This is a genomic window from Komagataeibacter medellinensis NBRC 3288 (assembly GCF_000182745.2).
Classification (GTDB): Bacteria; Pseudomonadota; Alphaproteobacteria; order Acetobacterales; family Acetobacteraceae; genus Komagataeibacter; species Komagataeibacter medellinensis.
This window is the reverse complement of record NC_016027.1, coordinates 163,930-176,738: the sequence shown is the minus strand read 5'-3', so window position 1 is coordinate 176,738 and position 12,809 is coordinate 163,930. Positions and strand designations below refer to the sequence as shown.

General features: G+C 63.4%; 6 protein-coding genes. All 6 read right to left on the bottom strand.

Features of this window, described 5'->3' with window-relative positions:
* Positions 1 to 23: 23 nt before the first annotated feature.
* The 6 genes from treY to glgA all read right to left on the bottom strand — a co-directional run bounded on the left by treY (position 24) and on the right by glgA (position 12,666).
* Positions 24 to 2,768: a malto-oligosyltrehalose synthase gene (gene treY, locus GLX_RS00770; protein WP_014104152.1), complete on the bottom strand. Its 2,745-nt coding sequence runs from the start codon at positions 2,766 to 2,768 to the stop codon at positions 24 to 26.
* Positions 2,761 to 4,854, bottom strand: coding sequence for a 4-alpha-glucanotransferase (malQ, locus tag GLX_RS00765; RefSeq protein ID WP_014104151.1), 2,094 nt, complete (start codon positions 4,852 to 4,854; stop codon positions 2,761 to 2,763). Before malQ ends, treY begins: the two co-directional genes overlap by 8 nt.
* Positions 4,847 to 6,628 carry a malto-oligosyltrehalose trehalohydrolase gene (treZ, locus tag GLX_RS00760; protein ID WP_014104150.1) on the bottom strand — a complete coding sequence of 594 codons (1,782 nt, stop codon included), beginning with the start codon at positions 6,626 to 6,628 and terminating at the stop codon, positions 4,847 to 4,849. The genes malQ and treZ overlap by 8 nt, the downstream gene beginning before the upstream one ends.
* Positions 6,625 to 8,745: a glycogen debranching protein GlgX gene (gene glgX / locus GLX_RS00755; RefSeq protein ID WP_014104149.1), complete on the bottom strand. Its 2,121-nt coding sequence runs from the start codon at positions 8,743 to 8,745 to the stop codon at positions 6,625 to 6,627. Before glgX ends, treZ begins: the two co-directional genes overlap by 4 nt.
* Entirely contained in the window at positions 8,742 to 10,961 is a 2,220-nt protein-coding gene (glgB, locus tag GLX_RS00750; RefSeq protein WP_014104148.1) for a 1,4-alpha-glucan branching protein GlgB, read from the bottom strand. Before glgB ends, glgX begins: the two co-directional genes overlap by 4 nt.
* A gap of 70 nt (positions 10,962 to 11,031) precedes the next feature.
* On the bottom strand, positions 11,032 to 12,666 hold the full coding sequence (gene glgA, locus GLX_RS00745; RefSeq protein ID WP_014104147.1) for a glycogen synthase GlgA: 1,635 nt from the start codon (positions 12,664 to 12,666) through the stop codon (positions 11,032 to 11,034).
* Between the last annotated feature and the right edge of the window lie 143 nt (positions 12,667 to 12,809).

Below are 12,809 nucleotides of genomic sequence, written 5' to 3'. Positions count from 1 at the left end.
AAGGCGGTACCTGAAAGGTCCACTCAGGCTATGCGAGGATCATGCACAAGACAGGCGATGGGCACCCCGCCCCGCACGAAGGGCGCATGCACGCAGGGCGGGACATCGCCCAGCAGACTGTGCCATGGGCCGGACAGGGCTGGAAGTTCGATCGAGATGTCCGGCGTATGCCCCAGCGCCAGCGTATCCGCGTCCACCCGCAGGCCAAGCGGCAGGCGGGGAGCTACAACCAGCAGGCTCATCCCGTCATGCTGACGCAGGAAGGCGATGGCATGCGCCTGATCCGCCCCGCCAATGACAACAGGCACATAATTACCCGATGCGAACAGGCCCGGATAATGCTGGCGGAAAGACAGGATGCGGCGGATCATGTCCTGCTTGATCCGGCCCGTGCGCCATGTGGCGGCAGCACTGGCAAAACCGGTTGCCTGTTCAAGCAGGGTGGCGCGATGGGCAAAATCCACCGCGCTACGGTTATCGGGATCCACCAGGCTGAAATCCCACAGATCACACCCCTGGTACAGGTCCGGCACGCCCGGCACACATAACCGCAGCAGGGTCTGCGCCAGTCCGTTCAGCGCACCGGCGGGGGCAATGCGGGTGACAAACCCTTCAAGCTGGCGCAGGAACACAGTGGAGCGCGCAGGGTCCAGCAAGCGTTCGACAAAGCGGGTGCAGGCCGTCTCATACGCCTCATCAGGCCGGGTCCAGCCGGTATGGCGCTTGGCTTCCCGCAGCGCCTTGGTCTGCCATTGCGTAATACGCTGGACAAAACGCGCCCGCGCCGCTTCATCGCCAAATGGCAACAGGGGCCATGCACCCACCAGCGTCTGATAGAGCATGAGTTCATCAATCCGGTCAGGCCCGCAACCCTGCCCCGCACCATTATGGGCAAACCAGCCTTGCACCAGGGCTTCCCACTCCTCGGCCGCCTCGCTGATGATCGTCAGACGGGCACGGGCATCCTCGCCACGTTTGTGGTCATGGGTAGCGGTGGCCAGCAGCGCATGGGGGTAGCTGGCCGCGCGCTCGGCACAAGCCGCATGAAAGGCCGCAACCGGCAGGGCCAGATGTTGCGGGTCCGATCCCACCTCGTTACGTGACAGCAGGCGGCCATAGCGGTAGAAAGCCGTATCTTCCAATGATTTAGCAGCGAGTGGCGCGGTCAGATGCTCAAAGGCAAGCTGGAGGTGGCGCACCGCAACCGGCGGAGCCTGTTCGGGACGGGCTTCCAGAAACCGCACCATATCGGACATGACGGCATGCTGCCCGTTTGCAAGGAAAGCACAGGCCGCTCTTTCCGCCTGCTGCAATGCCGCACACCCCGCCGTATGGTCCTGCATGGCCTCATCCCCAAAATAGGTACGGTAGGGATGGAACTGCACCAGCAGGTTACACAGGGCATCATGCAGCCCATGTAGGGCGCAGGCTGCGGCCGTGCCGCACAGAACACGCTCCAGTAGGAAGGACAGGTGCGTAAACTCGGCGCAAAAAGTGTGTTCAAGCAATTGGGCGCGGGCAGTCTTTACAATCGGGTCAAGGGGCTGCGCATCCGGGCCGCAGGTGGCCCAGAGCCTGTCTAGCACTACAGCCCCCGCGCCATCGTGCAGGACCGCGCCAACCTGGTCCATGAAGTCATAGCCGGTCGTGCCATCCACCGGCCACGCGGTGGGCAGACTTTCGCCTGCCACCAGTATCTTCTCCACATAAACCGTACCGCCGGGCCGCGCACGTTCGGGGCGCAGCGGACCCAGAATATCCAGCCGTTCGCGCAGGCGCTGGCAGTAGGCGGCAGGCGCATCCAGCCCATCGACATGGTCCACACGCAGCCCGTCTACCACCCCGCGCTGATAGAGTGAGAACACGTAGGCATGCACTGCTTCGAACACTTCCTCACGCTCCACGCACACGCCCACCAGCCCGGTAATGTCAAAGAACCGCCGCCAGTTAATGCGCGTTGCCGCTTCCCGCCAGAAGGCGGGCTGCCACGCCTGCGCCGCCAGCAGTTCCTCCAACTGTCTGCGACCGGACACGTTGGTCGCATCATGAAGGGTGGCAAGGCGGCACATCGCCTGCGTCCCCTCATCCGTGCCAGCCCACTGGCGCAGGGCAGCAAGAGCCGCATCCACTTCGGCACAGGGGCCTGCGCGCATGGCAACCCGCGTCCATGCCACCAGCAGCGGCGCAGGTGCATGCACTTTCGCCAGCAGGCCCGCGTAGCCTGCCGGGCACAACGGAAAGCGGTGTTCATGATGATGGATAAAAAACAGCCCGCTATCCTCATCATGGCGCAGGTAGAGCAGTCCCGCCGTTATCGCGTCCTCAACCGGCCGGTCAAGGAACGGCAGCAGCACCTTGCCATGCAGTTCAGGATCGGGAGCATGCCACTCGATATCGAACCAGTTGGCATGCGCCGAGGCCCGCCCCCATGCCAGCACATCGAGCCACCAGGCATTGCCCGCATCAACCGCCATATGATTGGGTACGATATCGAGGATCAACCCCATGCCATGGGCATGCAGCCTGTCCGTCAGCCGCAGCAGTGCGGCCTCTCCCCCCAGTTCGGGGTCGATACGGTCATAGGCAATCGTATCGTACCCATGGGTGGAACCGGGGCGGGCAGCACACAGTGGCGAGGCATAAAGGTGGCTTATCCCCATGCGGGCAAACTGCGGCACCAGCGCGCAGGCCCCATCCAGCGTCATGCCGCCACGGAACTGCAGTCGCAGCGTGGCCCGCATGCTACGCGCACCCGTGCGGCTATTCATGGCCATTGCCCCCACGCCCCGCGCGCAGGCGATTGATGCGCCGGCGCACATCGGCACCCGACATTACGGTGGCCACCGTGCCGGGATAACGCCTGCGCCAGTTGGGGTGGCCCGTGGTGGTGCCCGGCAGATTGGGCTGTTCAGCCAGGCCAAGCAGGTCTTCCAGCGCAATGACCGCCAGCGGGCATGGGGTGCGGGCAACAAGGCTGATCGCCTCATCCACCACCACAGCCGCCCCGGCGGGGGTTGGGGGCGGCGTTTCCGCCAGCCGCCCTGCCCGCAGGCTGCGTAAGCGACGCGCGCTTGCTGCCACAAGGGCGGCCCATAACATGGCGCGGTCGTATTCACGCGTGGCCTGCAGGCTGGCCGCATCCACACCCGGGGCCATCTGCCCCAGCCTGATCCGCCATTCCAGGTCGATCCCCTGCCACCAACCCGCAACCGTGGCCAGATCGTGCGTAGTGGTCATGGCCACCGCATTACGTGACCACGCAGCGGGTGACTTGTACGCACCCTGCGCCGTACGTTCAAAAAACAGTACGTTCATGCCCATTATGCCCTGCTTTTTTGCTGCCTTGCGAAAGGTAGTGGTCACCGTGCCCAGATCTTCACCAATCACGACGGCATTGGCCCTTGTCGCCTCCAGCGCCACAAGCCGCATGAGGTCACGCACGGGAAAGGACAGGTAAGCCCCTTCAGCCGAGGTGCCGCCCTGCGGTATGACCCATAACCGCTCCAGCGCCATGACATGGTCAATACGCAGGCCTCCGCCATGGGCAAAACCCGCGCGCAGAGTATCGATAAAGGCCCGGTAGCCGCTGGCCTTCAGCCCATGGGGGGAAAAGGTGGTCAGCCCCCAGTCCTGCCCCAGCGGGCTGAGCATGTCGGGCGGTGCGCCAATGGCTGCCCCCATCAGGAACTGATCCTGCCGTGCCCAGCATTCACTTCCCGTGGGGTCCACACCCACCGCCATGTCGGCAATCAGGCCGATCCGCATGCCGGCGTTCCGGGCAGCCGTGCCAGCCTGCGCCAAGCTACGGGCGGCAAGCCACTGCATGAATACATGAAAGCCTACATCATGGGCGAAAGCTGCCGCAAAACGGGCCACTTCGGGGCTGTCAGGCAGGCGCATGGCCTGCGGCCAGCACCGCCAGTCCCCCCCACGCGCACCACGGGTGGTAAAATGGGCATGCAGGGTCTCGAATATGGCATGCTGCTCCAGCGCCCTGCCGCCAGCATGGCGGAAGGTCAGCAGGTCATCGGGGGGAGAAGCGGCAATCCGGTCTTCATATAACTGGCGCAGCAGGCGGTAGCGATGGGCAGTGGCCTGCTCCCATTCGATCAGGGGCGCATGTTCCAGCGCGCGCAGGGTGGCCATCCACTCACGGCCCTGCCGCACCTCCGCCCTCTGTATCGTTGCAGTATCGAATACCGCATGCGGGTCACCCAGCAGCGGGTTGAGGAACAGCCGTGATGAAGGGGAATACGGGCTGTACTGCCCCGGCCGTGCCGCGAACATGGCATGCACCGGGCTTATGGCCAGCACATCCGCCCCCTTGCCCGCCGTCGTACGCGCAAGGCCGCCTAGCGCGCCAAAATGGCCGATCCCCCCATCACCAGGCATGTGCAAACCATGGATCTGCACCCCCACGCCCCATGGCCGCACCGGGCCACCCGTCGTGCGCGATGCAATGCTGGGGCATGCAGGGGGAGAAAGAGCCAGCGTGGTATGCGCACTGCCGATTTCCAGCCGATGATAGCCGCAACGAGTCAGGGCAGGCAGCACCAGACGGCCTCGTAACTGCCTTAGCTGACCTTCAAGACGACTGCCATCTTCCATGACAAGGCGGAACGTGGCCGGGGCATCTGCACCCATATTCGGCAGGATGGTCGCCTGCCCCGCCACCGCCACAACCATAGCGGGCAGATTGGCGGGGCTGCGATCTGTTCCGCCATGGTTTTCCATCACGGTCAGTAGGCGACGGATACTGTCGTTGGAGACCCGGTGGATCTGCCCGGCAGCATCCCGCCAGCGCACGCTCAGCCCGGCCCGGCGGGCACGATCGGCCAGGTCACGATTATTCATCGGCTGTCTCCGCAAGACAGACCACAACACTGTCGGGCGGCAACATGGTGCAGAACAGATCCGTCCCCTGCGGCAGCACCGCATGCAGGCAGCGCCCGCGCAGCGTATCGGGCCGTTCCACCGGTGTGGAACCAAGGTTGAGCGCCATGCCCAGCACCATGCCATCGCCCATGCGCCACCGCGCCATGACGGCGCGCGCGCCGATGACCTGCGCGCCAATGGCACGCGCGCCTGGCAGGCGAGGCATGATCTCGGCATGGCGCAAGGCAAGAAGCCCCTGGATCATCGCCATCCACTGCGCATGCGGCCGTGCCTCACGCTCAGCCACACGTAATTGCGATGCGGCAAAGGTTTCCGGCGCATTGGGATCAGGGATCAGGTGGCGCTTTTCTTCAGATGCGAAATGTGAGAACCCGGCAAACTCCTTGCGCCGCCCCTCACGCACGATCTGACCCAGTTCGGGCGTGTGGCTGGTAAAGAACAGGAAGGGCTGGCACGATCCCCATTCCTCCCCCATGAACACAAGGGGGATCTGCGGGCACAGCAACACCAGCCCATAGGCCGCGCACAGAGCCTGGGGTGCGGCCAGCACGCTCAGCCGCTCCCCCAGCGCGCGGTTGCCGATCTGGTCGTGGTTTTGCAAAAAGATGATGAAGTGATCGGGTGCAAGGTCCGCACTGGGGCTGCCGCGTGGTGTGTGGCTAACGGGTGAGATTTCCCCCTGGAAGGCAAATCCCTCGGCCAACACGCGCGCCAGTGCGCTGGCAGGGTCAGGTACGAAATTGCCGTAATAGCTTTCATCCTCACCGGTCAGCAGCACATGCAGGGCGTTGTGGGCATCGTCATTCCACTGGGCGCGGTAGCCCGCGCGCAGCAGTCCGGCATCATTGTTCTCATTCTCCACCATCAGGTGGACATGCCGCCCCGGCTCCACATGCGCGCGGATGCGCGCGGGCAGTTCAACCAGCCATGCACGCTCGGTTATGGCCTGCACCGCATCCAGACGCAGCCCGTCAAAGCGGAATTCCATAAGCCAGTACAACGCATTGTCTACAAAGAAAGTCTGCACCGCATCACGCCGGAAATCGATGGCAGCCCCCCATGGCGTGGGCTGGTCGGTGCGGAAGAACGGGGCAGCATAGGCCGCCAGGTAATTCCCGTCCGGCCCAAAATGGTTATAGACCACATCAAGGAACACCATGAGGCCAAGCCCATGCGCGCGATCGATCAGGTCCTTGAGTTCATCAGGGTGGCCATGAGCGGATTCCGGGGCAAAAGGCAGCACGCCATCGTACCCCCAGTTCCGCCCCCCCGGTATTTCGGACAGCGGCATAAGTTCGATTGCCGTAATCCCCAGCGCCACCAGTCGCGGCAGTTCGCGCGCAACCCCGCCATATCCGCCCATAAGACCCACATGCACTTCGTATATAACCGTCTCATGCCACGGGCGACCGGCCCAGCGGGGGTACTGCCAGTCATACTTAGCCGGGTCCATGACCTCGCTTGGTCCATGCACATCATCGGGCTGGTAGCATGATGCGGGATCAGGTACCGCAAGGTCCGGGCTGATCCGGTAGCGGTAGCGCGCACCCGCACCACAGGGATAGACGCATTCAAACCACCCCCCTTTGCGCGCAGCCATGGGAGCAGGGGCGTGCCCTTCCACTTCCAGCGCAACCGTACTGCACGATGGTGCCCACAGGCGGAAGCGCGTATGCCCCTCGTCAACCAACGTGGCGCCTGCGTGGCGGCAATAGTGAAAATGCACGCTCATGCGTTCTCTCCCTCTTCCCCTGCCGCCACCGCCGCGAACAGCAGCAGCCCGCGCGCGGGTACGATGATGTCACGCACGCCGTGCTCCAGCATCATTTCCGGCTGGTCGGGGCGCGTGGTATCAAGCAGCAATGTCCATTTCCCATGCGGTGCGGGCAGAATTGCGGTCAGATCCTCCGCATGGGCATTGAGCACGGTGTACGTCACATCCACCGTGCCACCTTCATGGGTGCTGGCCCGCCGCACCCCCAGGAAATGAAAACTTTCATCCGCCCACTGCGCCGCCCCGATCGGGTCGCCATCGGGGCGGAACCAGCTTATATCGGGCAGGTCAGGCATGGGTTTGTGGTGCCCGTGCATATAGCGCGCCGCCCGAAGCGAAGGGTGGCGGGCACGCAGTGCCGCAAGGCGTGCGACAAAGCTGGCCATGACCCGACCCGCAGCCGTACCCGCCAATTCCCAGTCCAGCCAGCTTGTGGCATTGTCCTGACAGTAGGCATTGTTGTTGCCGCCCTGTGTCTGGCCGAACTCATCGCCCGCCAGCAGCATGGGCGTGCCGTGGGAGAGCATGAGGGTCGCCATCATGGCCCTCTGCACGCGCCCGCGCAGGTTGAGAATGACGGCATCGGAGGCAGATCCTTCCACGCCCCAGTTGGCGCTGTAGTTTTCAGGTGCGCCGTCCTGTCCGTCTTCCCCATTGGCCCCGTTGTGACGTGTGGCGTAGCTGACCACATCCGTCAGGGTAAAACCGTCATGCGTGGTCAGGATGTTGATTGAACTCCACGGCCTACGGCCCCGTCTGTCCAGCAGGTCGCCAGAACCAGCGATGCGCGCCGCCATGTCACCCTGCTGCCGCGCGTCACCACGCCAGAACCGGCGCGTGGTATCGCGGAAGCGGTCATTCCATTCAGCAAACCCGGGCGGAAAGTTGCCGAACTGGTAGCCTCCCGGCCCAGGGTCCCATGGCTCGGCAATCAGCTTGCGGGAGGACAAGACGGGATCCTGCATAATGGCATCGAGAAACCCCGATCCCTGATCGAAACCATAGGGTTCACGCGCAAGGACGGTTGCCAGGTCAAAGCGGAAACCATCGATATGGTAGGATTCCGCCCAGTAGCGCAGGGAGTCCAACACCATTTGCAGCACACGCGGGTGCGACAGGTTGAGCGTGTTGCCACAGCCGGTATCGTTGATGAGATGCCGCTCATTACCGGGCACAAGACGGTAATAGGTAGCGTTGTCCAACCCCCGGTAGCACAGGGTCGGTCCCAGCTCGCTGCCTTCGCATGTGTGGTTGTAGACCACATCCATCACCACCTCGATCCCGGCCCTGTGCAGACGGCGGATGGCGGCACGCAGCTCATGGGGCGAACCGCTGGCAAGGTAGCCCGCATGCGGCACGAAAAAGGCCAGCGTGTTGTAGCCCCAGTAATTGGTCAGCCCGCGTTCGATCAGGTGGCGTTCAGGCATGAAACACTGGATGGGTAGCAGTTCGATGGTGGTCACACCCAGCCGCCTCAGGTGCGCGATCATGGCGGGCGCGCACAGGGCCCGGAACGTGCCGGGCCGGGCGCTGGCCATCTCGCGCTGCATGGTCAGTCCTTTTACATGGGCTTCCATGATCACGGTGTCCTCCCACGGCACGCGGGGCAGCACGTCGTCCTCCCATTCATAGGTATCATGCACCACCACGCATCTGGGCATGGCGGCGGCACTGTCGCGCCGGTCAAATGACAGGTCGGCGCGCGGAGAATGCAGGCGATAGCCGAACTGCGTGTCCGACCATGAAAGCGGGCCGCTCAGACCGCGGGCATAGGGGTCCAGCAGCAGCTTATGGGGGTTGAAGCGGTGGCCACTGGCCGGATCATACGGGCCAAAGGCGCGAAAGCCGTATAACAGGCCGGGTTCCGCGTCGGGCAGGTAGCCGTGCCAGACTTCGTTGGTATATTCAGGTAGGCGGTAGCGCCTGATCTCACGCCGGTCACGTGGATCGAAAAGGCAGACATCCACCTGCTGGGCATTGGCGGAAAACACGGCGAAGTTGACCCCCAGCCCATTCCAGTGCGCACCCAGTGGCGCAGGCATACCGGGGGAAAGCCGCGGTGGAAGACGCATCATGCCCCATCCCCCGCCGGGTGGAGATACAGCGCTGCAAGTGGCGGCAGTGTCAGCACGCACGAACACGGCTGCCCATGGGCGGCCTGATCCGTTGCCATGACCGCGCCGCCATTACCCACGCCGCTGCCACCGTAGGAAGCGGCATCGGAATTGAGGCATTCGCGCCACAGGCCGCCCACCGGTACGCCCACCCGATAGCCATGCCGGGGGACAGGAGTCAGGTTGAGCACGACCAGAACCGGCGGGTGGCCGGGGGCAAGGCGCAGCCAGGACAGGACCGTGTTGACCGTGTCATCACCAATGACCCAGGCAAACCCGGCGGGGTCACTATCCAGCGCGTGGAGTGCAGGCAGCGTGCGGTAGACATGGTTCAGGTCGGCCACAAGCGCTGCAACCCCTGACTTGAACGGTGCCACAAGGCTGGACCAGTCCGGCTCGCCATCATGCGACCATTCACCTTCCTGCCCGAACTCGGTGCCCATGAAGATGAGCTTGCGCCCCGGATGCGCCCACATGAAAGCGAAGTACAACCGCATGTTGGCATGTCGCTGCCAGTCATCACCGGGCATGCGCGCCAGCAGCGAGCCTTTGCCGTGCGTGACTTCATCATGCGATATGCACAGGATGAAGTGCTCGCTGAACGCATAGTGAAGGCCGAACAGGATATCCTGCAAATAAAAGCCCCGCCACAGCGGATCGCGCGCGAAAAAGCGCAGGCTGTCATGCATCCAGCCCATGTTCCATTTGTAGGAAAACCCAAGGCCGCCATATTCCACCGGGCGGGTCACGCCGGACCAGGCGGTTGATTCCTCGGCAATCATCATGGCATCGGGCACGGTGGCGCGCACGGTCTCGTTCAACTGGCGCAGGAACGCCACGGCTTCAAGGTTTTCACGCCCACCATGGATGTTGGGTATCCACTCCCCTTCCCTGCGGCTGTAGTCACGGTACAGCATGGAGGCCACGGCATCGACCCGCAAACCGTCAATATGGTAGCGCCGCAGCCACATGAGCGCGCTGGCAATCAGGAAACCCCGTACCTCGTGCCGTCCAAGGTTGTAGATATGGGTGTTCCAGTCCCGGTGTACGCCTTCACGCGGGTCCTGGTGTTCGTACAGTGCGCAGCCATCAAAACAGACCAGCCCGTGCACATCATTGGGAAAATGTGCTGGCACCCAGTCCAGTATCACACCGATGCCAGCACCGTGGCAGGCATCGACAAAGCTTGCGAAATCCGCTGGCGTGCCATGTCGGGCAGAGGGTGCGAATAGCCCCAGCGGCTGGTAGCCCCACGACCCGCCAAACGGATATTCCATGACTGGCATCAGTTCCACATGCGTAAAACCCGCACCCAGCACATAAGGGATCAATTCACGCGCCAGTTCGCGCCATGACATGATCCGCGCAGGGTCCCCCTGTGGCCTGCGCCACGAAGGGACATGCAGTTCGTATATGGACAGTGGCGCATCATGTGCCTGCAGCGCGCCACGGCGGGCCATCCATTCCCCATCGGACCAGGCAAAGTCTTCCGCCGGCGCAATAACGGAGGCCGTAGCGGGCGGGCGCTCGGCAAAGCGGGCATAGGGATCCGCCTTCTGGGGCAGGATATGCCCCTCACGCGTCAGGATCTCGAACTTGTAGCGCTCGCCCGCAACAAGGCCGGGAATGAACAGTTCCCACACCCCCGCTTCGTGCCGCAGGCGCATGGGGTGGCGTCGGCCATCCCAGAAATTGAAGTCCCCGATCACCGACACCCGCCGCGCATGCGGCGCCCATACGGCAAAACGTACGCCGGGCATGCCCTCCATCACCATGGGTTGTGCCCCCATCACACGATCCAGCATCGCATGCCGCCCTTCGGAGAACAGGCGCAGCGTCTCCTCATCCAGCAGCAGACCGAAGGAATAGGGGTCTCCCGTCTCTTCCACCGCATCCGCCCAGGTAATTTTCAGGTGGTAGCGCGCCCCTGCGGCAATCGTACCGATATGCAGCCCCGTATCCCCCATGCGGCGCATGGGGCGTTCCACCGCGCCACCACGCGCGCGTTCGATCACCAAGCGCACACGCGCTGCGTCATGATACATCACACGGACGACATCGACCTTGCCCATGTTGTGGCGACCAAGAATGGAAAACGGATCGGAACTGCGGCCATGCACAAGATCGTCCACGCCGGGGGGCAGGTGGTAATGGGCTTCATCCTGTCTGATCCTCATGCCTTGGCCTTCTGCTGTAATGTGCTGGTGTACCGGAGCGTGGGATTGTGCCCCCTGCGGGGCCTCACATTCAGTGTGGCACGGCCACGGGATGGGACAGGCGTGGCGCCCTGCGCGCGATATGGCGTCTGCGGCTCTCGCGCAGCCTGTCGGCGGTAGGGATGCGCCCTGAAGACAGCATGATCACATTGGACATGGCCGGAACGGACAGGTCCACCCCCAGCAGTTCGGCAAACAGCGCCACATAATGGGCGGCCTTGGCATTCCATGACACGTCATACCCTGCGCCATTAAGCTGCAACTGGCGCCAGGTGGCGCGCTGGCGGCGATAGAGCAGACGCGCGCGGTTGACAGCCGATACCAGGGTTTCCTCATCAACCGGCGAGAACAGGAAACCAGTGCCCCCACCACGCGCCATTGCAGCGGGGTTGGCATCCACGATGGTATCGGCCAGCCCCCCTACGCGTGAAGCGATGGGCACTGCACCGTAGCGCAGCGCACCAAGCTGGGTCAGGCCACAGGGCTCAAAGCGTGAAGGGATGAGCAGTACATCCGCCCCCGCTGGCACGCGATGGCCCAGTTCTTCGCTATAATTCAGGTGACAGGCGACACGGCGGGGAAACTGGCGCTGTAGCACAGCCAGGCTACGTTCGATCTCACGATCCCCCTCCCCCACCACGATCACCTGCGTATTGGCCACCAGCAGGCGGGGCATGGCGGCAGCCAGCACGTCGATGCCCTTCTGGGCCGTCAGTCGGCTAACGATGCCGATGACAAAGGCATCCGGGTCTGCCGCCAGGCCGAATTCCGCCTGCAGAGCACGCTTGTTTGGTGCCCGCCCCACCGTATCGCCCACCATGTAGGGAAAATGCACGGCCCGGTCGCTGGCAGGGTTCCATGTAGCGGTATCGATGCCGTTGAGGATGCCCTCCAGCAGTTCCCCACGGTGGCGTAGCAGACCATCCAGCCCCATGCCGCCCTCCGGCGTCTGGATTTCATGCGCGTAGGTGGGAGAGACAGTGGTGATGCGATCGGCATGATACAGTCCGGCCTTGAGGAAACTGATTGCGCCATAGCACTCACATCCTTCGACCGAGAGCGCCTCGGGCGGCAGACCAAACCGGGCCAGGTCAGCTACCGGAAAACGGCCTTGGAAGGCAAGATTGTGGATGGTCTGGACAACCGGTACCACCCGGCCGGGGACTACCTGCGCCCGGCGGTCATGATACAGGTAGGCCGCGACAAGCCCCGCCTGCCAGTCATGTGCCTGAACCAGGTCGGGCTGAAAGGCCGCTACCTGCCCCTGTGCAATATCGGCCGCCATGCGCGAGAAGGCAGCAAAGCGGATACCATTATCTGGCCAGTCCAATCCGTCGGGGCACAGATAGGGGTTGCCGGGGCGATCAAACAGGGTCGGTGCGTCAAACACCAGCAGATCCAGATCCTGTGCCCGCCCGGACCACAGGGTTGCGGCGTGTCCCAGAATATCGGGCCGGTACGCCAGCTTCTTGCGCTCCCGCAACGCCGCCATGACGGCAGGGTAGCCTGGCAGAAGGGTGGTGACCTTGACCCCGTACGGGGCCAGCGCATGCGGTAGCGAGCCCGTTACATCACCCAACCCGCCGGTCTTGACGAAGGGAAACATCTCGGCCGAGACCGAAAGCAGCCGGACGGGCAAACGGAAGGGGATAGCCGTACTGACCATGGGCCTGTTTCCTTGCACTAGGAGGATGGCTGTCGAATTTTGTGGTTCTGCAGTCCGTTAACGGTCCATCCGGCGCATGGTCTCACTGACACGTTTAAGTGATCATGTTGTGGTCTGCCCATTACTTGGCAATATTTTCCAAA